The 25,247-nt window shown below is 68.8% G+C and carries 28 protein-coding genes; 17 read left to right on the forward strand and 11 right to left on the reverse strand.

The window, feature by feature from the left end; all coding sequences use genetic code 11:
* Positions 1-4: 4 nt before the first annotated feature.
* Positions 5-685, forward strand: a complete 681-nt coding sequence (locus IEY88_RS15540) for an SDR family oxidoreductase (RefSeq protein ID WP_308425980.1) — start codon at positions 5-7, stop codon at positions 683-685.
* Between the two features lie 3 nt (positions 686-688).
* Here the strand turns inward: IEY88_RS15540 and IEY88_RS15545 are convergent, their stop codons facing one another.
* From IEY88_RS15545 to IEY88_RS15555, 3 genes are read right to left on the reverse strand one after another with little or no spacing between them, the layout of a single operon-like run.
* On the reverse strand, positions 689-1,492 hold the full coding sequence (locus IEY88_RS15545; RefSeq protein WP_189155482.1) for an alpha/beta fold hydrolase: 804 nt from the start codon (positions 1,490-1,492) through the stop codon (positions 689-691).
* Positions 1,493-1,502: 10 nt separating this feature from the next.
* Positions 1,503-1,934 (reverse strand): cupin domain-containing protein, encoded by a 432-nt coding sequence (locus IEY88_RS15550; RefSeq protein ID WP_189155483.1) that lies wholly within the window; start codon positions 1,932-1,934, stop codon positions 1,503-1,505.
* Positions 1,931-3,415 (reverse strand): GGDEF domain-containing protein, encoded by a 1,485-nt coding sequence (locus IEY88_RS15555; RefSeq protein ID WP_229693417.1) that lies wholly within the window; start codon positions 3,413-3,415, stop codon positions 1,931-1,933. The genes IEY88_RS15550 and IEY88_RS15555 overlap by 4 nt, the downstream gene beginning before the upstream one ends.
* A 137-nt stretch (positions 3,416-3,552) precedes the next feature.
* On the opposite strand from IEY88_RS15555, the gene ruvC reads away from it, so the two are divergent.
* From ruvC to IEY88_RS15590, 7 genes are all read left to right on the forward strand, one after another.
* A complete protein-coding gene (gene ruvC, locus IEY88_RS15560; protein ID WP_189155484.1) occupies positions 3,553-4,119 on the forward strand; it encodes a crossover junction endodeoxyribonuclease RuvC in 567 nt (188 codons plus the stop codon).
* Between the two features lie 30 nt (positions 4,120-4,149).
* Positions 4,150-4,731 carry a Holliday junction branch migration protein RuvA gene (gene ruvA / locus IEY88_RS15565; RefSeq protein WP_189155485.1) on the forward strand — a complete coding sequence of 194 codons (582 nt, stop codon included), beginning with the start codon at positions 4,150-4,152 and terminating at the stop codon, positions 4,729-4,731.
* Positions 4,731-5,741 carry a Holliday junction branch migration DNA helicase RuvB gene (gene ruvB / locus IEY88_RS15570; protein WP_189155486.1) on the forward strand — a complete coding sequence of 337 codons (1,011 nt, stop codon included), beginning with the start codon at positions 4,731-4,733 and terminating at the stop codon, positions 5,739-5,741. The genes ruvA and ruvB overlap by 1 nt, the downstream gene beginning before the upstream one ends.
* Before the next feature lie 93 nt (positions 5,742-5,834).
* Positions 5,835-6,185: a preprotein translocase subunit YajC gene (yajC, locus tag IEY88_RS15575; protein WP_189155487.1), complete on the forward strand. Its 351-nt coding sequence runs from the start codon at positions 5,835-5,837 to the stop codon at positions 6,183-6,185.
* Between the two features lie 129 nt (positions 6,186-6,314).
* The gene (secD, locus tag IEY88_RS15580; RefSeq protein ID WP_189155488.1) at positions 6,315-8,099 is read left to right on the forward strand and encodes a protein translocase subunit SecD; all 1,785 of its coding nucleotides are present in this window, start codon (positions 6,315-6,317) and stop codon (positions 8,097-8,099) included.
* 1 nt (position 8,100) lies between these two features.
* Positions 8,101-9,255: a protein translocase subunit SecF gene (gene secF, locus IEY88_RS15585; RefSeq protein WP_189155489.1), complete on the forward strand. Its 1,155-nt coding sequence runs from the start codon at positions 8,101-8,103 to the stop codon at positions 9,253-9,255.
* Between the two features lie 23 nt (positions 9,256-9,278).
* Positions 9,279-9,770, forward strand: coding sequence for an adenine phosphoribosyltransferase (locus IEY88_RS15590; RefSeq protein WP_189155490.1), 492 nt, complete (start codon positions 9,279-9,281; stop codon positions 9,768-9,770).
* Here IEY88_RS15590 and IEY88_RS15595 read toward each other — a convergent pair.
* The 3 genes from IEY88_RS15595 to IEY88_RS44235 are packed head-to-tail and all read right to left on the reverse strand — an operon-like array spanning position 9,767 to position 10,859.
* Positions 9,767-10,048: a hypothetical protein gene (locus tag IEY88_RS15595; RefSeq protein WP_189155491.1), complete on the reverse strand. Its 282-nt coding sequence runs from the start codon at positions 10,046-10,048 to the stop codon at positions 9,767-9,769. The two genes, IEY88_RS15590 and IEY88_RS15595, sit on opposite strands and share 4 nt — an antisense overlap.
* A gap of 56 nt (positions 10,049-10,104) precedes the next feature.
* Entirely contained in the window at positions 10,105-10,380 is a 276-nt protein-coding gene (locus IEY88_RS15600) for a hypothetical protein (RefSeq protein ID WP_189155492.1), read from the reverse strand.
* Positions 10,377-10,859 (reverse strand): hypothetical protein, encoded by a 483-nt coding sequence (locus IEY88_RS44235; protein WP_229693529.1) that lies wholly within the window; start codon positions 10,857-10,859, stop codon positions 10,377-10,379. Before IEY88_RS44235 ends, IEY88_RS15600 begins: the two co-directional genes overlap by 4 nt.
* On the opposite strand from IEY88_RS44235, the gene IEY88_RS15605 reads away from it, so the two are divergent.
* From IEY88_RS15605 to IEY88_RS15620, 4 genes are all read left to right on the forward strand, one after another.
* Positions 10,779-11,897: an HNH endonuclease signature motif containing protein gene (locus IEY88_RS15605; protein WP_229693515.1), complete on the forward strand. Its 1,119-nt coding sequence runs from the start codon at positions 10,779-10,781 to the stop codon at positions 11,895-11,897. The genes IEY88_RS44235 and IEY88_RS15605 overlap by 81 nt on opposite strands.
* 93 nt (positions 11,898-11,990) lie before the next feature.
* Entirely contained in the window at positions 11,991-12,845 is an 855-nt protein-coding gene (locus IEY88_RS15610; protein ID WP_189155494.1) for a helix-turn-helix domain-containing protein, read from the forward strand.
* Positions 12,820-13,008 (forward strand): DUF397 domain-containing protein, encoded by a 189-nt coding sequence (locus tag IEY88_RS15615; RefSeq protein WP_189155495.1) that lies wholly within the window; start codon positions 12,820-12,822, stop codon positions 13,006-13,008. The genes IEY88_RS15610 and IEY88_RS15615 overlap by 26 nt, the downstream gene beginning before the upstream one ends.
* Positions 13,009-13,130: 122 nt before the next feature.
* Entirely contained in the window at positions 13,131-15,416 is a 2,286-nt protein-coding gene (locus tag IEY88_RS15620) for a RelA/SpoT family protein (protein ID WP_189155496.1), read from the forward strand.
* A 75-nt stretch (positions 15,417-15,491) separates the two neighbouring features.
* Here IEY88_RS15620 and IEY88_RS15625 read toward each other — a convergent pair whose 3' ends face one another.
* Positions 15,492-16,349, reverse strand: coding sequence for a peptidylprolyl isomerase (locus IEY88_RS15625; protein ID WP_189155497.1), 858 nt, complete (start codon positions 16,347-16,349; stop codon positions 15,492-15,494).
* Between the two features lie 114 nt (positions 16,350-16,463).
* Here IEY88_RS15625 and IEY88_RS15630 point away from each other — a divergent pair, with 114 nt between their 5' ends.
* The 3 genes from IEY88_RS15630 to IEY88_RS15640 are packed head-to-tail and all read left to right on the forward strand — an operon-like array spanning position 16,464 to position 19,053.
* Positions 16,464-17,177, forward strand: a complete 714-nt coding sequence (locus tag IEY88_RS15630) for an MBL fold metallo-hydrolase (RefSeq protein WP_189155498.1) — start codon at positions 16,464-16,466, stop codon at positions 17,175-17,177.
* Positions 17,174-18,430 carry a histidine--tRNA ligase gene (hisS, locus tag IEY88_RS15635; RefSeq protein WP_189156022.1) on the forward strand — a complete coding sequence of 419 codons (1,257 nt, stop codon included), beginning with the start codon at positions 17,174-17,176 and terminating at the stop codon, positions 18,428-18,430. Before IEY88_RS15630 ends, hisS begins: the two co-directional genes overlap by 4 nt.
* On the forward strand, positions 18,427-19,053 hold the full coding sequence (locus IEY88_RS15640) for a hypothetical protein (protein WP_189155499.1): 627 nt from the start codon (positions 18,427-18,429) through the stop codon (positions 19,051-19,053). The genes hisS and IEY88_RS15640 overlap by 4 nt, the downstream gene beginning before the upstream one ends.
* An 8-nt stretch (positions 19,054-19,061) precedes the next feature.
* On the opposite strand, the gene IEY88_RS15645 is transcribed toward IEY88_RS15640, so the two are convergent.
* A complete protein-coding gene (locus tag IEY88_RS15645) occupies positions 19,062-19,898 on the reverse strand; it encodes a spermidine synthase (protein ID WP_189155500.1) in 837 nt (278 codons plus the stop codon).
* A gap of 46 nt (positions 19,899-19,944) precedes the next feature.
* Here IEY88_RS15645 and IEY88_RS15650 point away from each other — a divergent pair, with 46 nt between their 5' ends.
* The gene (locus IEY88_RS15650) at positions 19,945-20,298 is read left to right on the forward strand and encodes a DUF1304 domain-containing protein (RefSeq protein ID WP_189155501.1); all 354 of its coding nucleotides are present in this window, start codon (positions 19,945-19,947) and stop codon (positions 20,296-20,298) included.
* Here the strand turns inward: IEY88_RS15650 and IEY88_RS15655 are convergent.
* Genes IEY88_RS15655 through pnuC form a run of 3 tightly spaced genes read right to left on the reverse strand, consistent with a single transcriptional unit; the run spans position 20,219 to position 23,218 of the window.
* Positions 20,219-21,559 carry a YibE/F family protein gene (locus IEY88_RS15655; RefSeq protein ID WP_308425981.1) on the reverse strand — a complete coding sequence of 447 codons (1,341 nt, stop codon included), beginning with the start codon at positions 21,557-21,559 and terminating at the stop codon, positions 20,219-20,221. The two genes, IEY88_RS15650 and IEY88_RS15655, sit on opposite strands and share 80 nt — an antisense overlap.
* A gap of 34 nt (positions 21,560-21,593) precedes the next feature.
* A complete protein-coding gene (locus IEY88_RS15660; RefSeq protein ID WP_189155503.1) occupies positions 21,594-22,655 on the reverse strand; it encodes an AAA family ATPase in 1,062 nt (353 codons plus the stop codon).
* Entirely contained in the window at positions 22,652-23,218 is a 567-nt protein-coding gene (gene pnuC, locus IEY88_RS15665; RefSeq protein ID WP_229693418.1) for a nicotinamide riboside transporter PnuC, read from the reverse strand. The genes IEY88_RS15660 and pnuC overlap by 4 nt, the downstream gene beginning before the upstream one ends.
* A 45-nt stretch (positions 23,219-23,263) precedes the next feature.
* On the opposite strand from pnuC, the gene IEY88_RS15670 reads away from it, so the two are divergent.
* Positions 23,264-25,240: an intein-containing Rv2578c family radical SAM protein gene (locus tag IEY88_RS15670; protein ID WP_189155504.1), complete on the forward strand. Its 1,977-nt coding sequence runs from the start codon at positions 23,264-23,266 to the stop codon at positions 25,238-25,240.
* The last annotated feature ends 7 nt before the right edge of the window (positions 25,241-25,247 follow it).

Consider the following 25,247-nt stretch of genomic DNA (forward strand, 5'->3'; position numbering starts at 1 on the left):
GATCATGGAAAACGTGTTCGTGGTGACCGGCGCCTCCCGCGGAATCGGGGCGGCGACCGCCTCCCTGGCAGCGCAGGCGGGCTATCGCGTGGTCAGAGCCTCGCGCTCGGCCGAAGAATCTGTCGGGGATCGCGGCTGGGACGCCCGATGCGACGTTTCTTCGTGGAATTCCGTGCAGGATCTCATGTCCCGTGTGGAGTCGCGCTGGGGCCGGATCGACGTCGTCTTCGCCAACGCGGGCGTGTCGGTGGACACGTCGTTCGTCTCTTCGTCGGGTGCCGAGCCGTCCGAATGGACGGACATGGTCGTCACGAACGTGTGCGGCCCGGCCTTCACGGCCTGCGCCGCCATGCCCGCACTGATCCGCTCAGGAGGCCACCTCGTGCTGACGGGCTCGGCCGCGGGCCGAGGCGTCCGCCCCGGCAACCTGTACTCGGCGACGAAGTGGGCGATCACCGGCCTGGCACAGGCGATCCGCGCCGAGGCCGTGGACACCGGCGTCAGGGTCACCGTGGTGCAGCCGGGCCTCGTGGACACCGACGCCATCCCGCCGTCGCGTGTGGACGACCCGAAGCTGGCACCGGAGGACGTCGGCCGGGCCGTGCTCTACGCCGTGTCCCAGCCGTCCACTGTGGACGTCAACGAGATCCTGCTGCGACCCACCGGCCAGGCCGCGCACCGCTGAGCATCACGCTCCGCCCAGGAACTCGACCAGCAGCCGGTTGACCTCGTCCGGCCGCTCCAGGTACCCGATGTGCCCGGCGCCCGAGACCTCCGCGTACCGGGCGCCGGGGATCACGTCCGCCACCTCGCGCGACAACCGCGGCGGCAGCACGACGTCGTCGGCGAACCCGATCACCAGCGACCGCACCGCGATGGCGCTGTAGGCCTCCAGGCGCGTGTCGTACTCGGCGAGACCGAGCTGGACGCGTTCACCCGCGCTGAAGCCGGAGCCGGCGAACTCGTACATCTGCAGCCAGTCCTGGGCCACGACCGGGTCGGCCAGCGTCGTCTGCGACAGGTTCCGCACCACCGACGCCACCGCGTAGAACTGCAGCGGTACCTCGACGCCCTTGTCGTGCAGGTCGCACAACGCCTGCGACCACGCCTGCTGCACCGGTTCGGGCCGTCCGGCGGTCGCCATCATCACCGCCGACCGCACCAGCGACGGGTGTGCCAGCGCCAGTTCCTGGGTGATCCGGGCGCCCAGCGACGTGCCGATCACGTGCGCCGGGCCACCCAGGTGCTCGATGAGCGCGGCGGTGTCGGCGACCATGTCGTCGAGCGTGAAACCCCCGGCGCACTCCGACGACGGCCTGATGCCGCGGTTGTCGAAGTACGCGACGCGGTACCCGGCCTTGACCAGCGCGGGCACCTGGTACGTGCGCCACACCCTGCCGGGACTGCCGGTGCCCATGACGAGCACGACGAGATCGCCGGAACCCTCGGTCTGGACGTTCAGCTCGATGCCGTTGAGCGGGACAAGCGCCATTCCCGAGATCCTAGAACCTGCACAGCGGCCGGATCACCGCATCGTGGGAGGGATAACGCGCGCACAGGTCGTCCGCGTGCCCGAACACCACGACGTCGTCGGTGTACGGCGGCACCACCACCGTGCCGACCAGCGACCAGTCACCGGCCGGAGTGCTGCCCTGCCACACCCCGGCGGGCACCACGACCTGCGGGTTCGACGCGCTCAGCACCGGTTCGGTCACCGTGCCGTCCGGGTGCAGCAGCACCATCCGCAACGGCGACCCGGCGTGGAAGTGGTAGATCTCCAGGTGCTTCAGCACGTGCATGCCGGAGAAGTCCGGGCTGCGCAACAGGTACGCGATCGCGGACGCCTCCTCCGACCGGTGCGTCTGCGCGAAGTACCCGCCCTCGACGGGGAGTTCCCGCATGTCCAGCGAGGAAATCAACTGCTCAGGGGTCACGTCATCTCCGGAAGCGGTGAACCGTGCACGACGACCATGCCCTTGCCGAGCCGCTTCGCCGTGTACATCGCGGCGTCCGCGGCCCCGAGCACGTCGTCGGCGGTGATCATGGGATCGTACGAGAACCGTTGCGCCACACCGATGCTGGCGTGCACCCGGTGCACCCGGCCCAGCACCTCGTGCGGATGCGCCAGTGCGTCGAGCAGCCGCGAACCGATCTCGTCGGCGTCGCCGCCGTCGACCAGCACGCCGAACTCGTCACCGCCGAGCCGCGCCACCACGTCCTCGTCGCGGACGCTGTTCTCCAGCCGTGCGGCGACGTTGCGCAGGACGATGTCGCCCTCGGCGTGCCCGTTGTTGTCGTTCACGGCCTTGAAGCCGTCCACGTCGATGAACAGCAGGATCAACGGCCTGGAGCGGTCACGGACCTCCAGCGCGCGCTCCAGCCGTTCGCGGAAGAGCGAGCGGTTCGCGACACCGGTCAACGGGTCGTGCGTCGCCTCGTGCCGTAGCTGTTCGCGAGAGACGCGCAGCTGGTCCATCAGCCGGACGTTGTCCATCATCGTGAACAGCTGACGCATGATCACGAGGCACATGACCAGCAACCCGACGTAGATCTCGACCGGGTCGAGCCGGCCGCCGGTCGCGGTGTTCCAGATGACGAACAGGCCGGTGATCGCGAGCGGCAGGTACGGCACGAGCAGGTGCAGCATGTCGGCCGTGCGCATGCGGCCGGGCGCGGGGTCGAGGTTGCGCACCGGAGCCAGCGCGCTCAGCAGGAACAACGCCGGGCACAGCATGAACCCGATGTCCGCGGCCGCCGGGATCGCCGTGTTGCCCTTGGAGATGTGGAACGCGAACACCCAGCCCGACGACGACTGCGCGATACCGGCCAGTGCGACGAAAAGCATCGGCCACTGACGCACGGCCTGATGCGTCCACGACATCACCACGATCGCCACGAGCAGCACGAGGTACGCGGCGGGATGCGCGACGACGGTGGCGAACCCGGGCCCTTCGGTGGCCCACGCACGGGTCAGCGACTCGAGCGCCGACACCCACGTCAGCACGAACAGCGACCCGATCACGATCAGCCCGTCGAGCACGACGACCGTGCGGCTGCGGTAGTTCGGCAGCAGGTCGTCGGCACGGCGTTTCTGCGCCTTCACGACGAGCGCGGCCAGGCAGAGGACCGGCACCATCGTGAACCCGAGCGGCGCGATCGTGGACGACGGCAGTTGCACGCCCATGATCTGCTGGCCCCAGATCCACGCGGACAGCCCGATCGTGAGGCTGGTCATCGCCGCGGTCATCCACCGGTCGCGTTTGCCGGCGTAGGCCACGAGAGCGGCGACGGCGAAGACGAGCTGCACGACCTTGTCGATTGCGATACCGATATCGCGGGGCGCGGCCAGGGCGGTGAGGATGGCGATCGCCATGACGGCGCCGACGCACCCCGCAACGGCCCAGAACCTCTTCACCCGTCACCCCTGTGATCGAAACCCGACCACCGTAGTGACGCCGGAGCGGACTTGTCGAACCGTGTCGGTGGCACTCACCCGCAGGCGCACCGGATATGGTTCGAACTGTTGTTCGTTCAGCGATCCGGGGAGCTGTTGTGCGCGTGTTCGGGGTCGACCCCGGTCTGACCAGGTGCGGCTTCGGCGTCGTCGACGGCGGGCCGGGCCGGGTCGTGCGCGCCGTGGCCGTCGACGTCCTGCGCACGCCCGTCGACGCTCCGCTGTCCGTGCGCCTGCACGAGCTGTACGACGGCCTCTGCGTGTGGCTGGACCGTTACGAACCACAGGTCGTGGCGATCGAACGGGTCTTCGCGCAGCACAACGTCCGCACCGCGATGGGGGTCGCGCAGGCGTCGGGCGTCGTCGCCCTGGCTGCCGCGCAACGAAACCTGCCGGTCGAGTTCCACACGCCGTCCGAGGTCAAGGCCGCCGTCACGGGGTCGGGCCGCGCGGACAAGGCGCAGGTGACCGCCATGGTGACGAAGCTGCTCGGCCTCAAGGTGGCGCCGAAGCCGGCCGACGCGGCGGACGCGCTGGCGATCGCGATCTGCCACCACTGGCGCGCGCCGATGCGGTCGCGCATGGAAGAAGCACAGGCCAAGGCGGCCGAGCTGGCGCGGGTGCACAGGGCGAAGCTCGCCGAAGCCGCGAAGCGCGCCAACTAACGTCCAGCAAGTGAAGTCCGGAGGAACCAGGTGATCTCGTCACTGCGCGGCCAGGTGCAGCACGTCGGCCTCGACCACGCCGTCGTCGAGGTGGGCGGTGTCGGGTTCGCCGTCCAGATGACCCCGACCACGCTCGCCACCCTGCGCCGCGGCGAGGAGGCGAGCCTCGCGACCACGCTGATCGTCCGCGAGGACAGCCTCACCCTGTTCGGGTTCGCCGACGCCGAGGCCCGCGAGCTGTTCGGCCTGCTGCAGACCGTCAGCGGCATCGGCCCGCGGATCGCGCTCGCCACCCTCGCGGTGCTGGAGCCGGACAAACTGCGCCACGCGCTCGCCGAGGGCAACATCACCGTGCTCACCCAGGTCCCGGGCATCGGCAAGAAGGGCGCCGAACGCCTCATCATCGAGCTGCGCGACAAGGTCGGTCAGCTCGCCGCGCCTGCGACGCCCGCGCACAGCCAGACGCGTGACCACGTCGTCGAGGCGCTCCTCGGCCTCGGCTTCCCGGCCAAGTCCGCGGAGTCCGCGGTCGACGGCGTGCTGGCCGACAACCCCGAGCAGTCCACGTCCGCCGTCCTGCGCCGCGCGCTCGCGACCCTGGGGCGCAAGTGATGGAGGACGAGCTCAGTCCCTACGTCGCGCCCGCCGAGCGCGACCTCGAGACCAGCCTGCGTCCGGCCGACCTGCACGAGTTCGTCGGCCAGCAACGGGTCCGCGAACAGCTCGAACTGGTCCTGCACGGCGCCATGCGCCGGGGTGCGGCCCCGGACCACGTCCTGCTCAGCGGCCCTCCCGGCCTGGGCAAGACGTCCCTCGCGATGATCATCGCCAAGGAGCTCGGCGCCGCCATCCGCATCACCAGCGGTCCCGCGCTCGAGCGCGCGGGCGACCTCGCGTCGATGCTGTCCAACCTCGTCGAGGGCGACGTCCTGTTCATCGACGAGATCCACCGCATGGCCCGGCCGGCGGAGGAGATGCTCTACCTCGCGATGGAGGACTTCCGCGTCGACGTGATGGTCGGCAAGGGCCCCGGGGCGACCAGCATCCCGCTCGACATCGCGCCGTTCACGCTGGTCGGAGCCACGACGAGGTCCGGCGCGCTCACCGGCCCGCTCCGGGACCGCTTCGGCTTCACCGGCCACATGGAGTTCTACACAGCCCCCGAGCTCGACCTCATCGTGAAGCGCAGCGCCAAGATCCTCGGCGTCGACATCGCCGAGGACGCCGCCATCGAGATCGCCGGCCGGTCCAGGGGCACCCCCCGCATCGCGAACCGGCTGCTGCGCCGCGTCCGCGACTTCGCCGAGGTCAGGGCCGACGGCCGCGTCACGGAGGCCATCGCGAAACAGGCCCTCGTCGTCTACGACGTCGACGAACTGGGCCTCGACCGGCTCGACCGGGCGGTGCTGAACGCGCTGGTCAAGAGCTTCAACGGCGGGCCCGTCGGCGTCGCCACCCTCGCGGTCGCGGTCGGGGAGGAAACGACCACCGTGGAAGAGGTGTGCGAACCGTATTTGGTGCGGGCTGGCATGCTGGCCCGGACACCTCGGGGCCGAGTGGCGACGCCGGCCGCGTGGTACCACCTGGGGCTGGAGCCGCCCGCCGGTGATCAACTGTGGTGACCTGGCACAATCGGTGAAAGCACCTGGACATATCGGACGTGCGTCGAGGCATGTCCACCTGATCGGAGAATGATGGGCAACCTTTCGTCTTTGATGTTCCCGTTGCTTCTGGTTCTGCTGGCGGTGCCGCTGTTCCTCAGCGCGCGCAAGCAGAAGCGGGCGATGGCCGAGCAGAAGAACCTGCAGGACTCGCTCGCCCCCGGCGACAAGGTGATGACGACGTCGGGCCTGTACGGCACCGTTGCCGACGCGAGCCACGACACCACCATCGACATCGAGATCTCCGAGGGTGTCGTCACGCGCTGGCTGCGTGCCGCCATCCGCGAGAAGGTCGCCGACACGGACGAGGCCGTCGTCGAGAAGTCCGACGACGTCGTCGAGGAAGAGGTGCCCGCGACCACCGCACAGGTCGCCGAGCCCCTGGACCACAGCGCCAAGAAGTAACGAACTGGCGCGTGACACCTGGAGTTGGCAACTGTGAACACCGCCAACTCCAGGTAGTGACGCGCAGCTCACGCGGCGCGCGTTACGCTGCGCGCTCGGAAACCATCGCTACTAGGAGACGGACGGATCGTGGCACCTCCGGCCGGGCAAATTCGCCCTGCGAAGTATTTGGCGAGTTTTGTCCTCATCGTGGTCGCGCTCTACGCCCTGGTCTTTTTGACCGGGAACGGTTCGGCCAAACCCAAGCTCGGAATCGACCTGCAGGGTGGCACGCTCGTCACGCTGACCGCGCGTCAGGAGGACGGAGCCCAACCCAGCGAGGAGGCGCTCAACCGCGCACGTGACCTCATCGAGGTCCGCGTGAACGGTCTCGGCGTCTCCGGTGCCGAGGTCGTGCGAGACGGCAACAACCTGGTGATCACGGTCCCGGGCGCGGACAGCGAAGGCGCGAAGGGCCTCGGCCAGACCGCTCGCCTCGCGTTCCGCAAGGTCATAGGCCAGCCGGTCCCGGCGGGCGCCGCGCCGCAGACGGAGACGAGCACCTCGCCGTCCGGCTCCGCGAGCACGCCGCCGTCAGCCCCGGCGAGCCAGAGCGCCGGCACGCCGCCGCCCTCGAGCGGCGCCCCGCAGGGCCGCCCCGCGCCGAACCTGGCCGCGCAGCCGTCCAGCACGCCGCCGTCGAGCAGCACCGCGCCGTCCAGCACCGCGCCGAGCACGCCAGCCGCCCCCGCCAACGTCGACCCGAGGGTCGCGAAGGAGATCCAGGAGGCGAAGGCGCTCCGCCAGTCCACGGACCCGCAGGTCCTGCAGCAGGCCGCGATCATGCTGGACTGCACGAAGGCAGACCCGCTGCGCGGAAACGACGACCTGGACAAGCCTCTCGTCACGTGTGACGAGAAGGGCGAGTTCAAGTACACGCTGGCCCCGGTCAACCCTCCCAAGGAGGACACCCAGACCAAGGCCGACGACTACACGAACTACTCCCGCCTGACCGGCGAGGACATCAGCAACGCCGCCGCGAACAACAACCCGAACGGCACCGGCTACGTCGTCAACCTGGACTTCAAGTCCGAGGGCGGCACGAAGTGGGGCTCGTTCACCGCGGCCAACGTCCAGCAGGCCGTCGCGGTCGTGCTCGACGGCGAGGTCATGTCCGCGCCGACCATCCAGTCGGCCATCTCCGGTGGTTCCACCGAGATCAGCGGCAAGTTCACGCTCAAGGAAGCCCAGAACCTCGCGAACACGCTGAAGTACGGCGCGCTGCCGCTGTCCTTCGACGCGTCCGAGGCGCAGACGGTCTCCCCGACGCTCGGCCTGCAGTCGCTCAAGGCGGGTCTCATCGCCGGCGGCATCGGCCTCGCGCTGGTCTTCGTCTACTGCATGTTCTACTACCGCCTGCTCGGCGTCCTGACGATCCTGTCGCTGGCCCTGTCGGCGGTCGTCATCTACGCCGTGCTGGTCCTGCTCGGCCGCGTCATCGGGTTCACGCTCGACCTCGCCGGCATCGCGGGCTTCATCGTCGCCATCGGTATCACGGCGGACTCGTTCATCGTCTTCTTCGAACGATTGAAGGACGAGGTGCGTGAGGGCCGCACGTTCCGTTCGGCCGTGCCGCGCGCATGGGTCCGTTCGCGACGCACGATCCTCTCAGCCGACGCGGTCAGCTTCATCGCCGCCGCCGTGCTGTACGTCATCGCGGTCGGCCAGGTGAAGGGCTTCGCGTTCACCCTGGGCATGTCGACGGTCCTCGACCTCGTGGTCGTGTTCCTCGTGACGCACCCGCTGGTCGCGATCGCGTCGAAGTCCAAGTTCCTGACCAACTCGAGCCTGTCGGGTCTGGGGGGTGCCGCCCGCGAGGGTGCCGCACACCGCGCGACCACGACCGGCAAGACCACCGCCGTGAAGGAGGCCTGACGTGAGCAGCGTGTTCTCGCGCCTCTACGTGGGCAACGGCGCATTCGACATCGTCGGCAAGCGCGTCCGCTGGTACATCGTGTCGGCCATCATCCTGCTGGTCTGCATCGGCTCGATGGTGTTCAACGGCTTCAACTTCGGCATCGACTTCAAGGGCGGCACCAAGGTCTCGATGCCGTCGGTGTCGGCCAGCGGCCAGCCCATCTCGACGTCCGCCGTCGAGGACGCCTACGCGAAGGCCCTGCCCGGCAAGAAGCCGAACGCCGTGCAGTCCGTCGGTTCCGGTGCCAGCGCGTCGATCCAGCTCAAGTCGCCCGCGCTGAGCATCGCCGAGGTCGCGACCCTCAAGGCGGGGCTGGCGCAGGACACCCAGCCGCAGGGCGGTGCGGGAGCGATCTCCGACAGCGCCGTCTCCGCGTCCTGGGGCGGTGAGATCAGCGGCAAGGCCCTCTGGGCCCTGTTCTGGTTCTTCGTCGCGGTGACCATCTTCCTGGTGCTCTACTTCGAGTGGCAGATGGCCGTCGGCGCGCTCGTCGCCGTGTTCCACGACGTCATCATCACCGCGGGCGTGTACTCGCTCATCGGCTTCGAGGTGACGCCGGCGACGGTGATCGGTCTGCTCACGATCCTCGGCTTCTCGCTGTACGACACGGTCGTCGTGTTCGACAAGGTCAAGGAGAACACCCGAGGCCTGCTGGGCCTGACCCGCCGCACGTACGCCGAGGCGGCGAACCTGGCGCTGAACCAGACCCTGATGCGCTCGATCAACACCTCGCTGATCGCGCTCCTCCCGGTCATCGGCCTGCTGGTCGTCGGCGTCGGCATCCTGGGCGTCGGCACGCTGCAGGACCTGGCGCTCGTGCAGCTCGTCGGCATGTTCATCGGCGCCCTGTCCTCGATCTTCCTCGCCACCCCGGTGCTGGTGGACCTGAAGATGCGCGACCCGAAGTACATCGCGCAGGCCAAGCGCGTGGCCGCCCGCCGCGCCAAGGCCACGGGCCCGCAGGTCGCCGCGGGCATCGAGTCGGTCGACGAGGACGCCCTCGCCGCCGACCTGCGCAAGGAAGAGGCGTACGCCGCCGCCGCGTCGGTGCCCCACCGCACCGCCAAGGCAGGCGACGCCCGCCGCCGTCCGACCGGGAAGCGCCAGCGTTGAAATTGGATCGTGCTCTGGGACTGATGCGTGAAGTCCCGGACTTCCCCAAGCCAGGGGTCGTCTTCCGGGACTTCACGCCGGTTCTCACCGACCCCGACGCCCTGCGCGCCGTGGTCGACGCCCTCCAGGACAAGATCGACGACAGCACCCAGGTGATCGCCGCCATCGAGTCGCGCGGCTTCCTCCTGGGTGCTGCCCTGGGTTACGGCTGGCGCTACGGCGTCGTGCCGTTGCGCAAGCCGGGCAAGCTCCCGGTCGTCGCCGACTCGGTCTCCTACGACCTGGAGTACGGCTCCGCGTCCCTGGAGCTCCCCGCCGGCGCCATCCAGCCCGGCCAGCGCGTGGTCGTCGTGGACGACGTGCTCGCCACCGGAGGCACCGCGGAGGCCGCCTGCACGCTCGTGGAGCGCGCCGGCGGCATCGTGACGGGTGTGTCGGTGGTGCTGGAGATCGCGGCCCTGGGCGGCCGCTCCCGGCTCGCGGGCCGCGAGGTCAGCGCACTTCTCGCTGTCTAGCCCGTCACCGGAACGACGAACCTGGAGGCGATCACGACGGTGATCGCCCACAGGAAGTAGAAGATCGGCAGCCCCAGCAGGATCAGGCGCCAGGCCTTCATCTCACCGTGCCCGACCCGCATCAGCGCGGCGGCGGCCCCCAGCCACGGCACCACCCCGAGCGTCGCCGCCCTTGCACCTTCGTCGGAGCCACCGGTGACGAGGTTGAGCAGGACGATCGCGGCGTACCAGATGCCCGCGAACGCCAGGCAGTGCCAGATCGGCCGGTGTGAGTGCATGGGTCCAGCTTGTCAGCCGGGCGCCGTCATCCTGAACTGGCGGGCATTCCCGCACGTCAGGCGATCGGCGGTGGTGCCACGATCGCCGCGCCGATGCTGACGAACACCAGTGTCACCAGCGACGCCGGCGCCGTGACCACCGCGATCTCCCACAGCTTCGGGGCCTTCGCGCGGCGCAGCAACAGCCAGCTCAGCGTCGTCGCGACCACCCAGCCGACCGTGGAGCCGATGATCGACCGCGGATCGATGTAGCTGGGGTCGTCGAGGGCGAGGTACGCCATCGTGCCGAGCCACACGAACGTCATCGCGGCGCACCAGACCAGAGTCCTCACGTGGCTGAGTCTGTCAGGTGTGCGCGTGTCACCCGCAAAGGCACGGCTTCGCCGAACCGGCACATGCCCTCCTTCGTCGGGCGTGTGCCGGAACGCATTTCTTTGGTCATTTTGCGTACGTGGTTGCGGCACGTGGTTTTTGTGCGTTTTTCGCGTTTGTTGCGTGCGTGGTTGCTAGTGGTTGCGGTGCCACGAGAGAGATGATGCGTAACGGAGCCTATGGCGGCTTGTCCAGCTGGTTCACCCGAACGTGGCTGGCCTGACGTGCTTTTTCGCTGTGATCTTGCGGTAGTGTCGAACGCATGAGCGAACGAGACTTCCGCCTTCTGGCCACCGACGAGCTGCTTGCCGCAGTCGTCGGTGACGTGGCGGAAATTCGCGTTCTTGAGAATGTGGTGATGCTGAAAATCGCCGAGTTGGATCGGCGTGGTGCCGCAGGTGAGCTGGGTTATCGGAATATGGCTCACGTGTTGCGTCATGCCGTGCGGTGGGACCTGAAGACCGCGCGCCAGTGGGTCGCCCGCGCCGAGGCGGTGACGGGGGAGATCACGCCGTCCGGCTCGGTGCTGGAGCCGGAGTTGCCGCTCACCGCCGCCGCGGCGGCGGAGGGCGCGCTCTCCGGTGAGCACGTCTCGGCGGTGGCCGAGGTGATGAAAGAGCTGCCGCCCGCGGCGGAGCAGTCCGTCGTGGAGTACGCCAAGGCCCACGAGCCCAGCGCGGTTCGTTCCTTCGGCAAGGAGCTGGCGTACCTGGCCTACCAGCAGGACGAGGAGCCGCGCGAGCCCGCCGAGGCGCTGCGCCCGGTCAACCGCCTGCGCATGGAGTGGAAGGGCGACCAGCTCGAGATCTCGGCTCGGCTCGGCAAGGTCGCCGGCGCGCAGTTCGAGGCGCTGATCGACCCGCTCGCCAAGCCCCGCCCCACCACCCCGGAGGAAGGTCCGGACGCCCGCACCCGCGCCGAGCGCGAAGGCGATGCGTTCGCCGACCTGATCGAGCTCGTGCTGCGCTCCGACCGCCTGCCGGAACACGGCGGCGAGCCGGTCGCGCTCACGCTGACGATGTCCTACGAGGGCCTGGTCGAGCAGGCGGGCCTGGCCAGGCTCGACACCCGTGTCCCCGTCCCGGCCTCGCTGGTCCGCCGCCTCGCCTGCAACGCGGGCGTGATCCCGGTGGTCCTCGGCGGCCGCTCCGAACCGATGGACATAGGCCGCAAGACCAGGACGTTCCCCGCGTCCCTCCGCCGCGTGCTCGTGGCGAGAGACCAGGGCTGCACCTTCCCGGGCTGCGACCGCCCGCCGAAGCACTGCGACGCCCACCACCTCAGATTCTGGTCGGAGGGCGGCGAGACCTCAGTGAACAACGCCGCGCTGCTCTGCCGTCACCACCACACCCTGATCCACCACAGCGACTGGGAGGTAAAGCTCCACAATGGAGTCCCGACGTTCATCCCGCCCGCCTGGCTCGACCCGGCCAGGACACCCAGGGTCAACACCGCCGTCCACCACCAGGTCGCCTAGCCCGCAGCAAGGCGCGCGACCTGCGCTTCGAGCACCCGTTTTCACCCTGATGAGCTGGTTCGTGGAGGAGGGCCAATGTCTACCGTCGGACGAATGACTGCGATCACCTCCACCGCCTACAGCCGCGACCTGGGCGACGAACTGCGCCGCCTCCGCGAGAAGTTCACCAGGCTCACCGGCCATGCCTTCGCGGAACAACTCGGCTGGGACCCGAGCAAGGTCTCCAACATCGAGAAGGGCAAAGCGCGTGCGAGCGAGATCGACCTCATCCAGTACCTGATGACCTGCGGCCGCGACACCGTCCACTTCGAAGCCTTCCGAGACCGCTACCGCTACGCCTTCGACCCGTACGTCCTCATCGTCTCGGACAACCTGCGCACGCTCGCCATGGCGGAGGCTCAAGCCGAGAAGATCACGAGCTTCGACGGGCTGACCATGCCCGGCCTGGCGCAGACCCCGGAGTACGCCCGAGCTCTGCTGACCGAGGGAGGCAACGAAGCGCCGGAGAACATCGAGAAGTTTGTTCAACTGCGCATCGATCGACAGGCGATTCTGAGGCGTCCGAATCGGCCGGAATGCACCTTTTTCGTGCACGAGCTCGCGCTCCGGATGCGTGTGGGCAACGCGCAGATCATGGAGGAGCAGTATCTGCGCCTGCTCTTCGAGACTCACAGCTTGCGGATCGTGCCCATGACTGCGGGCGTCGCCATCGCCATGCGGTCCGCGCGGAGGCTGTTCAGCTTTGAGAAGATGCTGCCGGTCGCCTACAGCGAAAACGACGTGGCGCAGCTGTTCGCACACGACGGCAAAGCCATTGCGAGCAGCCGGGAGTTCTTCAAGTGGTTGGATGCGCTGGCACTTGATGAGGGACAATCGCGTCGCATGCTGACGGACTACGTCAGCGGACTGCGGGAGGACCTTCATGACGCTCGACCGGAGCTGGCGTAAGAGCACGTACAGCGGCAACACGGACAGCGGCACTTGTGTTGAGGTGTCGCTCGCCGCCGACGCTCTCGTGCGTGATTCGAAGGCCGCCCGGGGTGCCGTTCTGGCCTTCTCGGTCGCCGCCTGGCGGGCGTTCGTGGAGAGTCCTGCTTGTTCCGCTCGCTGATCGGCTCAACGGAAGTTTGCGCGGCGTTCACCGTGTGAGCTGTGCCGCTCAGCGCGCCATCGGAAGTTTCGTCAGCGTAAACGCGTTATCCTCGGTACTCGCGAGACCCGAGGAGCGTGGGGTTGAGTCAAGACACCGAACCCGCTGCGACGGCTGTTCAACCGTCGGCTACCCGGCGTGTGCGCGCCCGCCTTGCGCGGCGTATCACCGCCCAACGTGCGGCCCCGGTGAAGCAGGTCCTCGAACCTCTCGCCGCCGTGCACCGTGACCTCCATCCCAAGGCCGATCTGGCGCTTCTGCAGCACGCATATGACGTTGCCGAGGAGAAGCACCGCCCGCAGCGCCGCAAGTCCGGCGACCCGTACATCACCCACCCGCTCGCCGTGGCGACCATCCTCGCCGAGCTGGGCATGGACACCACGACGCTGGTGGCCGCGCTGCTGCACGACACCGTGGAAGACACCGACTACTCGCTCAACCAGCTCAAGGAAGACTTCGGTGAGGAAGTCGCCCGGCTGGTCGACGGGGTGACGAAGCTCGACAAGGTCAAGCTGGGGGCAGCGGCCGAGGCCGAGACCATCCGCAAGATGGTCATCGCGATGGCGAAGGACCCCCGGGTCCTGGTCATCAAGCTCGCCGACCGGCTGCACAACATGCGCACGATGCGGTTCCTGCCGCCGGAGAAGCAGGCCCGCAAGGCCCGGGAGACGCTCGAAGTGCTCGCGCCGCTCGCCCACCGCCTGGGCATGGCGACGGTCAAGTGGGAGCTGGAGGACCTCGCGTTCGCGATCCTGCAGCCCAAGAAGTACGACGAGATCGTCCGCCTGGTCGCGAAGCGCGCGCCGAGTCGCGACACGTACCTGAGGTCGGTCGTCAGCGAGCTCACCACGCAGCTGGAGAGCGCGCGGATCGTCGCGAAGGTCGAGGGCCGGCCGAAGCACTACTACTCGATCAACCAGAAGATGATCGTCCGCGGGCGGGACTTCGACGACATCCACGACCTCGTGGGCGTCCGGATCCTCGTGGACGAGGTGCGTGACTGCTACGCCGCGATGGGCGTCGTGCACGCCGCCTGGCAGCCGATGCCGGGGCGGTTCAAGGACTACATCGCGCAGCCCCGGTTCGGCGTGTACCAGTCGCTGCACACGACCGTCATCGGTCCCGACGGCAAGCCTCTGGAAGTGCAGATCCGCACGTCCGAGATGCACCAGCGGGCCGAGTACGGCATCGCGGCGCACTGGCGCTACAAGGAGACCAAGGGCACGCACAACGGCAAGTCCGTCGAGATCGACGAGATGGCGTGGATGCGCCAGCTCCTCGACTGGCAGCGGGAAGCCGCGGACCCCGGTGAGTTCCTCGAAGGCCTGCGCTGGGACCTCGCCGCGCGCGAGATCTTCGTGTTCACGCCCAAGGGGGACGTGGAGACGCTGCCGACGGGGTCCACGCCCGTCGACTTCGCCTACTCCGTGCACACCGAGGTGGGTCACCGCTGCATCGGCGCCCGCGTGAACGGTCGCCTGGTCGCTCTGGAGCGCAAGCTCGAGAACGGCGAGGTCGTCGAGATCTTCACCTCCAAGGCGGAGGGTGCGGGCCCGTCCCGCGACTGGCTGAGCTTCGTGGCGTCCCCGCGTGCCAAGGCGAAGATCAAGCAGTGGTTCGCCAAGGAGCGCAAGGAAGAGGCGATCGAGCAGGGCAAGGACGCGATCACCAAGGAGGTCCGGCGTGTCGGGCTGCCGATCCAGCGCCTGGTCTCGGTCGACTCGATGCAGGCCCTCGCGAAGGAACTGCACTACCCGGACATGAGCGCGCTGTACGCGGCGGTCGGCGAGGGTCACACCTCGGCCCGCCACGTCGTGCAACGGCTCGTCGCACAGCTCGGCGGTGTGGATCACGCCGAGGAGGAACTGGCCGACCGCGCCACCCCGTCCACGGTCACCCGGCGCCGCCCCACCGGCGACGCGGGCGTGATCGTCAAGGACGCGGGCGACGTGTGGGTGAAGCTCGCCCGCTGCTGCACCCCGGTGCCGGGCGACGACATCCTCGGCTTCGTGACGCGGGGCGGTGGCGTGTCCGTGCACCGCACCGACTGCACGAACGCGGAGGAGCTGCTGAAGTCCCCGGAACGCCTCCTCGACGTCGAGTGGGCGCCGTCGTCCTCCAGCGTCTTCCTGGTCGCCATCCAGGTGGAGGCGCTCGACCGGCACCGGCTGCTCTCGGACGTCACGAAGGTGCTGGCCGACGAGCGGGTGAACATCCTGTCGGCGTCGGTGACGACGTCGCGTGACAGGGTGGCCGTCAGCCGGTTCTCGTTCGAAATGGGGGACCCGAAGCACCTCGGCCACGTTCTGAAGGCCGTGCGCGGTATCGAGGGCGTCTACGACGTCTACCGCGTGACGTCGGCGTCGTAGCGGGTCAACTGGGGCCAAGACGAGAGGAGCCCCCGTCCTGAGAAGGGCGGGGGCTCCGTCGTGTGCGGGTGGCGCCTAGTTCGCGACCAGCGCCGACTTGATGTCGACCGGGGTCTTCGGCTTGCCGTCGCCCTGGCCGGGCTGCTGCGAGATCGTGCCGGTCTTCGCGACCTCGTCGACCTTCTTCAGCGACTCCGCGTCGACCGTGCCGAACACGTTGTACTTGGCCTGCAGATTCGAGGCGTCGCCGTAGACGATGAAGAACTGCGAGCCGTTGGTGTCCGGGCCCGAGTTCGCCATGGCGAGCACGCCGCGGCCGTAGGTGAGCTCCGGGTAGACCTCGTCCTTGAACGAGTAGCCGGGGCCGCCCATGCCGTTGCCGCCGGGGTCGCCGCACTGCAGGACCTGGATGCCGGTCACCGTGAGGCGGTGGCACGTGGTGTTGTCGAAGTACTTCTGCTTCGCCAGCTCCACGAAGTTGTGGACCGAGCACGGGGCGAGCGAGCGGTCGAGGTTCAGCTTCAGGTCACCGATCGAGGTGCCGAGCGTGACGCCGACGGTGCCCGTGGTGGGCTGCTCGCCGTTCGCGGGCGGCGTGTTCTCCTTGGCCGCCGGCTCCTGGCCCTTCGTGTATTCACAATTCACCTTCGCCGGCAGCGCCGCGGGGCGCTTCGGGATCTGGTGCATCTCGGTGGGGATGTTCTCCGCCTTGTCCACCGACTCCTGGGTAGGAGTCTCCGACGCGGCGGCGTCGCCATTGCCGAAGACGTTGTTGGTCGCGAGGAACCACACGCCACCTCCGACGAGCGCAACAACGACGACCGTCGACACGACGGCGATGATGCGACGCTTCTTGGCCCGCTCGTGGCGGTAGACCATCTGACGCTCAAGCTTGCGCTTGGCTGCCGCGCGTCGCTGCTCGTTGGTGGGCACGTGCTCCCTCCCCAGGGACTCATGCGAATAGGGCGGTCGGCTCGGCAGTCTAGGGCCTGGGCATATGAGCTTTGTGTGGTGGTTAGGCTGTGGTTGAACAGGGAGGTCATTTTCGTGCTCGTGATCGGGTTCCCCACCGGTGCGCTCCAGGCGAACTGCTTCGTCCTGGCGGCCGGTGAGGGCGAGCCCTGCGTGATCATCGATCCCGGTCAGGACGCGGTCGAGCCGATCGAGCAGGCCTTGCGCCAGCACCGTCTCGCGCCTGTCGCCGTGCTGCTCACGCACGGGCACTTCGACCACACCTTCTCCGTCACCCCCGTCTGCGACGGCAACGACGTCCCCGCCTACATCCACCCGGATGACGTAGCGATGCTGTCGGACCCGCTCAAGGGCATCAGCCGCGAGTCGGCCGCGTTCTTCGGCGGCAACCTGGAGATGCGGGAGCCGTCCGAGGTCCGCGAGCTGACCGACGGCGCCGACCTGGACCTCGCCGGACTGAAGATCACCGTCGACCACACGCCGGGCCATACCGGCGGGTCGGTGATGTTCCGATCCGGTGTGCAGGAAGGCGGTCGCCTGGTGATCTCGGGTGACACGCTCTTCGCCGGTTCCATCGGACGCACCGACCTGCCGGGTGGCGACCACTCCGCGATGCTGTCGTCTCTGCAGAACAAGGTCATGACCTTGCCCGATGACACAGTGGTGCTGCCCGGCCACGGCCCGACGACGACCATAGGCCGCGAACGAGCGACGAACCCGTACCTGCTCCATCTGCAGGACGCTGTTCAGACGAACGACGCGCCGGCCGCCCCGCACCGAGGACTCTGAGAAACGTGTTTTCCGCACCCAAAGGCGTTCCCGACTACATCCCGCCGACGTCCGCCGCGTTCGCGCACGTCCGGTCGACGCTGACCCGTGCCGCCGAGCTCGCGGGCTACGGCTACGTCGAGCTGCCGGTCTTCGAGGACACGGCGCTCTTCTCGCGCGGCGTCGGCGAGTCGACCGACGTCGTGACGAAGGAGATGTACACCTTCCTCGACCGCGGCGAGCGTTCCATCACGCTGCGTCCCGAGGGCACCGCGGGCGTGATGCGCGCCGTCATCGAGCACAGCCTCGACCGCGGCTCGCTGCCGGCGAAGCTCTACTACGCGGGTCAGTTCTTCCGCGCAGAGGCCCCGCAGGCCGGCCGGTACCGGCAGTTCCACCAGGTCGGCATCGAGGCGATCGGCATCGACGACCCGGCGCTCGACGCCGAGGTCATCGCGGTCGGCGACGCCGGGTTCCGCGCGATCGGCCTCACCGGGTACCGCCTGGAGCTCACGTCGCTGGGCGACGCGAACTGCCGTCCCGCGTACCGGGAGAAGCTGCAGGCGTTCCTCGCGACGCTGCCGCTCGACGAGCCGACCCGGCAGCGCGCCGAGCTGAACCCGCTGCGCGTGCTCGACGACAAGCGTCCCGAGGTGCGCGAGCTGGTCGCCGAGGCGCCGCTGATGGTGGACAACCTGTGCGACGCGTGCCGTGAGCACTACGAGCTCGTCAAGGGGTACTTGACCGAGCTGGGCGTGAAGTTCGTCGAGAATCCGCGCATGGTCCGCGGTCTCGACTACTACACGAAGACGACGTTCGAGTTCGTCCACGACGGTCTCGGTGCCCAGTCGGGCATCGGCGGCGGCGGTCGTTACGACGGCCTGATGGCGCAGCTCGGCGGTCAGGAGCTGTCCGGTGTCGGCTTCGGTCTCGGCGTCGACCGGGCGCTGCTCGCGGCGCAGGCCGAGGGCGTGCTGCCGGAGTTCAGCCGGGTCGACGTGATCGGCGTGCCGCTGGGTGAGGCCGCGCGGGCGCGCCTGGTCGCGATCGCCGGGGAGCTGCGGGCCGCGGGCGTGCGGACCGACCTGGTCTACGGCGGCCGGTCGATGAAGGCGGGCTTCAAGGCCGCCGACAAGTCGGGTGCTCGCCTTGCTCTCGTGCTCGGTGAGCGCGACCTGGATGCCGGCAACATCGGCGTCAAGACCCTCGCGACCGGCGAGCAGGTCACGGTGCCGCTGGCGGACGTGGTCGAAGAGGTGCGGAAGGCGCTGTGAGCGACGACAAGCTCGTTCTCGACCTGCTCGACAAGGCGACGGTCCGCAAGCGGGCGCGCATGGTGGCGATCGGCGGCATCATGGTCGCCCTCGCCTTCGGCGCGATCGTGGGGCTGATCGGTGGCCGCTGGCCCGGTGTCATCGCCGGGGCGATCGTGTCGGTGCCGGTGATCCTGCTGGCGATGTCCGAGGCGCGCCGCACGGTGTGGCTCGAGGGCACGACCGTGTACGTGCGGGCGTTCGGCACGCGCAAGGTCGACCTCGCGACGGCGGACGGCCTCGACCTGCTGGTCACCGACCTGCGTGGCGCGCGGACCGTCGGGCTGTTCGTGCGCGGTGGCAAGAAGGCGATCAACGTCGCCCTGTCGATGTACGCGGGCACGGGCGGTCGCGAGCTGGGCGTCTACCAGCTCCGCAGGCTCGCTGACGCGCTGGCGGCGCGCGGGGACACGCCGGGACTGGTGTTCTCGGAGCTGCTCGTCGCGCAGCTGCGGGCCGAGGCGCGTGGGCTGGCTGCCGCGGAACGGCCGCTGTACCGGCTTGGTTCGCTCGCGCCGGCCGGGCGGATGGCGCAGAAGCTCCATCCGGAGGCCGTCTCGAAGTTCGTGACCTCGCTGGACTGAGCCAGACCTCAGGTGCCCCAGAGGCCCGAGGGTGGGGCGGGGGACAGGGTCGCGGTCGCGTCGGTGGTCACCGGTGCGCCGCCGATGAACTTGGTCAGCCCCGTCCCGTGCTCCACCCGGCCCTGGAACGGGTCGCCGGCCGTCGCACGGGTCAGCTGCTGCATCGGCAGGCCGTTGTGCGACGCCATGATCACGAAGTTGCCGAAGCGGCGGCCGCGGAAGACGCCCGGTTCGGCCATCACGCAGACGTGTTCGAACACCTCGCGCACGGTCGCGCACTGGGCGCGGGCGAACTGCAGGCCGTTGCCGTCGCCGATGTTCGCGGCGTAGATGCCGTCACCGGCGAGCGCGGCCGACGCCTGCTGGACGAACTCCACCGACGTCAGGTGGGCGGGCGTGCGGGCGCCGGCGAAGCAGTCACTCACGATCAGGTCGAACGAGCCGGGGCGTGCCTTGGTGAGCACGGCGCGGGCGTCGCCTGTGGTGATCTTCACTCGCGGGGGCGGCGGGAGCTCGCGGCGGATGAACGCGATCAGGCCCGCGTCGATCTCGGCCACCTGCTGAGACGCGCGGGGGAGTAGATCGGCCACGTAGCGCGCTAGCGTGAGCGCGCCACCACCGAGGTGGAGGACACGCGAAGGCGCGGTGAGATCGACGATGTGACCCAGCCGGCGGACGTACTCGAACTCCAGGTAGGTCGGGTCGTCGAGGTCCACATGCGACTGTGGGGTTCCGTTGACCCGCAACGTCCAGGAGTTCCGGCCACCGAGATCGGGGACCAGCTCCGCCACACCTGAGTCGATCGACTCGGTGATCGCCTCTGTGTCGGGCCGTTGTCTTCCCACTGCTCTATTGTCTCACCGCGTGTGTCAGCTCTGAGGAGGAACCCAAGTGCAGGTCATCGCCAACGTACTGCTCGCCCTCGTGGCGTTGATCCACATCTACATCGTGGTCCTGGAGATGTTCCTCTGGACGACGCCGCGCGGCCAGAAGGCCTTCGGTCTCACGCCCGAGTTCGCGCAGGAGTCCAAGGCGCTCGCGGCGAACCAGGGCCTCTACAACGGGTTCCTCGCCGCCGGCCTGATCTACGCGCTGATCCGCGACGACTTCGGCGCGGCCGTGCTGTTCACGGTGTTCGTGATCGTCGCCGGCGTCTACGGCACGTTCACGGCGAGCCGGAAGATCTTCTTCGTGCAGGTGGTACCGGGCGTGCTGACGCTGCTCTTCGTGCTCTTGGCTCGCTAGCCGGTCCACTGGGACGTTCCCACGGCCCCTTGTCGGGGTCGTAGCCGGTGAAGAGGTCGCCCTCGATGCGCGCGGGCCGTGGTTTCACGGGCTTCGCGGCGCGCTTCACGGTCTTGGTCTCGGGTTCAGGCTCGGGGTCGGGCTTGGGAGCGGAGACGGGGGCGACCTCCTGGCGCACCGCGATCAGGGCCGCGAGGGCCGTGGTCACCGGGATCGCGGCCACCAGGCCGATGCTGCCGACCAGGGTCCGCACGATCTCCTGCGCGATCTGCTGCGCGGTGAGGACCTCGCCCAGCGACCGCCCGGCGAGTGAGATCGCCAGCAGCAACGGGAGCGCGGCGCCCGCGTAGGCCATCACGAGGGTGTTCACGACGGACGACATGTGGTCGCGCCCGATCCGCGAACCCGCCGCGAACAGCTCGCGCCACGTCAGCTTGTCGTTGGCCCGCCGCAGCTCCCACACCGCACTGGTCTGGGTGACCGTCACGTCGTCCAGCACGCCCAGCGCGCCGATCAGCGTGCCCGCGAGCAGCAGCCCGCGCGTGTCGATGTCGGTGCCGAGCAGCGTGACGAGGTTCGTCGTGTCGTCGTCGATGCCGGTCAGGCTCGACAGGGCCGAGAACACCGCGCCCAGCACGCCGATCAGCGCCAGGCTGACCAGGGTGCCGAGCACCGCCGTCGACGTGCGCGCCGATATGCCGTGCGTCAGGTACAGCACCACGAACATGATCAGCCCGGCGCCGACCACCGCGACCATGAGCGGGTTCTGGCCCGCCAGGATCGACGGCATCACGAACAGCACCAGCACCACGAAGCTCAGCAGCAGCGCGCCCAGCGCGGCGAGCCCCTGCCAGCGTCCGAGCAGCAGCACGGCCGCGGCGAACAGCAGTGCCAGCACGGCGAGCGACCAGCCGCGCTGGAAGTCGACGATCTGGTACGACTCGGCGGCCTGCGGCTGGCTGCCCGCGTAGGACAGCACCACCTCGTCGCCCAGCCCGAAGCTCGGCGCTCCGGGGCCCTTCACGCTCGGGATCGTGATGCTCTGCCCGCTCGCGGCGCCGTCGGTCATCCGCACGGTCACCGCGACGCACTTCTCGCCGCAGTTCTCGGCCACGCCCGTGACGACGGCCTCGACGGGCGTCTGGTGCAGGCCGACCTCCGCGCCTGTCTTCTGCTCGACCCCGAACGGGTACAGCAGCGCGGCGCCGACGATCGTGGCCAGTGCCAACGGCACCAACAGCCACATCAGCAACGTGCGCACGCGCCGCGATGCCGGTTCCTCGTTCAGCGCATGGCTATGCCCGTGACCGTGACCCACGCGCGACATCCTGCCCCATGAGATGTTCGACGGCCGTTCTGCCCGCTGCGAACCTGTCCTCGGTGAGCTTCAGCCACGGCACGCCGCGCTTCGTGAGCTCGCGTTCGAACAGGCCCGTCATCCACTCGCGGAGGTGTTCGCCGTCACGCCAGCCGTCCTGTTCGAACGGAACGCCGGCGTGGTCGGTCAGCAGGTACAGGTCCGGTTCGGTGCCGAGGGGGAGTTCCGGGCGGAAGCCGAGGTAGCGCTCGCCCCAGACGGTCGCGGCGAACGCGTCGTTGTCCGCGATCACGAGCGGCGCGGTCTCGGCCTGGATGCGGCGTTCCTGTTCGTGCGCAACGTCCTCGAAGTCGCCCAGGGTCCACACCAGACCGTCCACGGTGGCTTCCGGGTCGAACGCCCGCGCGGCGGTGAGCTTGTGCTCGGTGTGCTCGCGGCCGTACTCGGGGATCCAGGGCGCTCCGAAGTGGTCGGCGAGCTGCCGCGACAGCGTTGTCGTGCCGGTGCTCTCCGCTCCGACGACCACGACCTTCCGGCCCAGGCCGCGCTGGGTCGCGGGTGCGAGGTGGTGCCAGTTCGCGACGGGGTCGGTGCGCAACGCCGTGCCGGAGACCTGGTGCGTGAGGCGGTCGAGGTCGACGAGGACGTGCTGCGCGCCGAGCCTGCGGGCCAGTTCGTCGCCGTACTTCTCGCTGGAGAACACGACGTCGACGCGTGCCCGTGAAGGCTCGCCGTCCGCGATCGCCCGTCTGGCGAGGACCGCGCGGGTCAGTGCGACGTGCAGGTCCCAGATCTCGTCGGAGTCGAAGTCCATCGGGTGGTCGTCGAGATCGCCGATGATGCGCACACCCGGTGTCGCGCGGTGGGTCTCGGTGAGCCAGCGCACGCGGTGGTCGAGCGGGATGGTCTCGTGCGAGGCCGCCAGCACCGTGACGGTCGTGCGCTCGCTGCGGGAGGCCGCGGTCTCGATGAGGTGGTGGTGGCCGTTGTGCGGTGGGTAGAACTTGCCGAGCACGAGAGCGTGGTCGAACTCCTTCACGCGGCCACCTTCTTGAGGTCCTTCGTCCAGTTCCGCAACCCCAGTACGCACAGCACCATGAACCCCACGTACAACACGGCTGTCAGGTACAGCTCCTTGTACGCGTAGAGCGGCACGTAGATCACGTCCGCGGCGATCCACAGCCACCAGCACTCGACCTTCTTGCGCGCCTGCCCCCAGGTGGCGAGCAGCGACAGCACCGTCGTGATCGCGTCCCAGAACGGCACGGTCGACTCGGTGAAGGTGACCAGGACCCAGTGCAGCAGACCGGTTCCGAGCACACCGGCGACCGCGAGCCAGACCCACTGCGGCGTCGTGGTGCGGCTGACGTGCAGCGTCGTGTGCTGGTCGCCGCCGCGCACCCACGCCCACCAGCCGTAGACCGCGAGTGCCATGTAGACGATCTGGAGGCCGGAGTCGGCGTAGAGGCCGCTGCCCCAGAACAGCACGAGGAACGCGACGTTGTTGGCGATCCCGATGGGCCAGTTCCACGGGTTCTGCCGGGCTACCAGCCACACGCACAGTGCGCCGGTGACGAAGCCTGCTACCTCAACGGGTGACACGGGCACTCCTTGACCGCTGTTCGAACATGTGTTCGAATCGATGGTGTGCGATGGGACGGACAGAAACTCGAGGCAGAGCCGCAGCAGGCACTACCGGGGCTACCGGGACTGGTGCGCAGCGTACGAACTCCTGAGTTCGCGGACGTGGTGTTCCACGAGGTCCGCGCCAAATCCGTGCTCAACGGGGTACCGGGTTCGTCGTTGCCGTTCTCGTGGACGGTGAACCCGTATCGCGGTTGTTCACACGCCTGCACCTACTGCCTGGCCGGTGACACGCCGATCCTCATGGGCAACGGTCGCACGAAACCGTTGTCGGAGCTGCGTGAAGGTGACGAGATCTACGGCACCGAGCTCGTCGGCAACTACCGGCGCTACAAGCTCACGACCGTTCTCGCGCACTGGGAGACGCGCAAGACCGCGTACCGGCTGACGCTGGAGGACGGCACGACCGTGGTCGCGTCCGGTGATCACCGGTTCCTGACCGACCGCGGCTGGAAGCACGTGACGGGTCAGACGGCGGGGGTCGGGCGCAGGCCGCACCTCACGACGGGCAACAAGCTGATGGGCACGGGGGCGTTCGTCGAGCAGCCCTCCGTGACCGACGACTACCGCCGCGGTTACCTGCGCGGCATGGTGGACGACGAGACCGAGTTCCACATCCCCCTGGCCGACATCGAGGCCATGGACCGCACTCAGGAGTATCTCGACTACTTCGGAGTGCGAGAAGGGAGGGGATTTCTGCACCAGGTGCGCGAGCTCGCGCACTGGCAGATAGCCCCGAACCCCGACTGGCTCAAGGGATTCCTGGCCGGCGCGTTCGACTACCTCGGGACCTGCTCGCGCAGCATCCTGCGGATGTCGACGCGCAACGCCACCGTTCTGGAAGCGATCTGCTTGGCACTCAAGCACTTCGACTTCGACTTCGCGATCGAGGAGCTGCGCCGCCGGCGTGGCGTGCGGGTCGTGCGGCTGCGCGGCGGGCTGCGGGAGAACCTGCGGTTCTTCCACACCGTCGACCCGGCGATCACCCGCAAGCGCGACATCGACGGCGTGGCGATCAAGTCGCAGCAGCCGCTCGGCGTCGTGTCGGTGGAACCGCTGGGGGAGATGACTCTTCACGACATCTCGACCGGCACCGCGGACTTCATCGCGAACGGGATCGTGTCCCACAACTGCTTCGCGCGGAACACGCACTCCTACCTGGACCTCGACACCGGCAAGGACTTCGACAACCAGTTGATCGTCAAGGTCAACGCGGGGGAGGTGCTGTCGCGCCAGCTGCGGTCGAACCGCTGGAAGCAGGAGCACGTGGCGCTCGGCACCAACACCGATCCGTACCAGCGGGCGGAGGGGCGGTACGCCTTGATGCCAGGGATCATCGAGGCGTTGACCGCCTCCCGCACGCCCTTCTCGATCCTCACGAAGGGCACGCTGCTGGCGCGTGATCTGCCGTTGCTGACCGCGGCCGCCGAGGTCGTGCCGGTCGGCATCGCGGTGTCGCTCGCGTTGATGGACCGCGATCTGCACAAGTCGCTGGAGCCCGGCACGCCGACGCCCGCCGCCCGGCTGGACCTGGTGCGGAAGGTGCGGGACGCGGGTCTGCCGTGCGGGGTGTTCGTGGCGCCGGTGTTACCGGAGCTGACGGATTCCGCGGAGCAGCTGGACTTCCTGCTGGAACAGATCGCGGCGGCCGGTGCCACCGGCGTCACCGTGCTGCCGTTGCACCTGCGGCCCGGCGCCAAGGAGTGGTTCGCCGCGTGGTTGCGGAGGGAGCACCCGGACCTGGTGGAGACGTACCGGTACCTGTACGGCAATCGGTCCTATGTGGACAAGCGGTACCGCGCCCGGCTCGCCGCACGAGTCGTGCCGTTGATCGAGAAGCACGGCCTGGCGCCGCGAGGGCGGTCCACCGACGCCGTCACCGGTGTGCCCGGCGACGACGACGGCGTGTGGCCCGACGGCAGCCTGCCGGTGGGTGTGCCGGCACCGCGCGTCGATCAGGAACAGCTCACCCTGCTGTGATCTCTCG

This window comes from Lentzea pudingi (genome assembly GCF_014646255.1).
GTDB lineage: Bacteria > Actinomycetota > Actinomycetes > Mycobacteriales > Pseudonocardiaceae > Lentzea > Lentzea pudingi.

What these genes read in the sequence shown, in the direction of transcription:
- yajC (WP_189155487.1), top strand. Translation starts at nt 5,835, where the DNA reads ATGTTCCCGTTGCTTCTGGTTCTGCTGGCGGTGCCGCTGTTCCTCAGC.
- IEY88_RS15610 (WP_189155494.1), top strand. Translation starts at nt 11,991, where the DNA reads ATGACTGCGATCACCTCCACCGCCTACAGCCGCGACCTGGGCGACGAA.
- ruvB (WP_189155486.1), top strand. Translation starts at nt 4,731, where the DNA reads ATGGAGGACGAGCTCAGTCCCTACGTCGCGCCCGCCGAGCGCGACCTC.
- IEY88_RS15595 (WP_189155491.1), bottom strand. Translation starts at nt 10,048, where the DNA reads ATGCACTCACACCGGCCGATCTGGCACTGCCTGGCGTTCGCGGGCATC.
- IEY88_RS15615 (WP_189155495.1), top strand. Translation starts at nt 12,820, where the DNA reads ATGACGCTCGACCGGAGCTGGCGTAAGAGCACGTACAGCGGCAACACG.
- IEY88_RS15605 (WP_229693515.1), top strand. Translation starts at nt 10,779, where the DNA reads ATGCTGAAAATCGCCGAGTTGGATCGGCGTGGTGCCGCAGGTGAGCTG.
- IEY88_RS15540 (WP_308425980.1), top strand. Translation starts at nt 5, where the DNA reads ATGGAAAACGTGTTCGTGGTGACCGGCGCCTCCCGCGGAATCGGGGCG.
- IEY88_RS44235 (WP_229693529.1), bottom strand. Translation starts at nt 10,859, where the DNA reads ATGACGCAACACGTGAGCCATATTCCGATAACCCAGCTCACCTGCGGC.
- IEY88_RS15545 (WP_189155482.1), bottom strand. Translation starts at nt 1,492, where the DNA reads ATGGCGCTTGTCCCGCTCAACGGCATCGAGCTGAACGTCCAGACCGAG.
- IEY88_RS15590 (WP_189155490.1), top strand. Translation starts at nt 9,279, where the DNA reads ATGCGTGAAGTCCCGGACTTCCCCAAGCCAGGGGTCGTCTTCCGGGAC.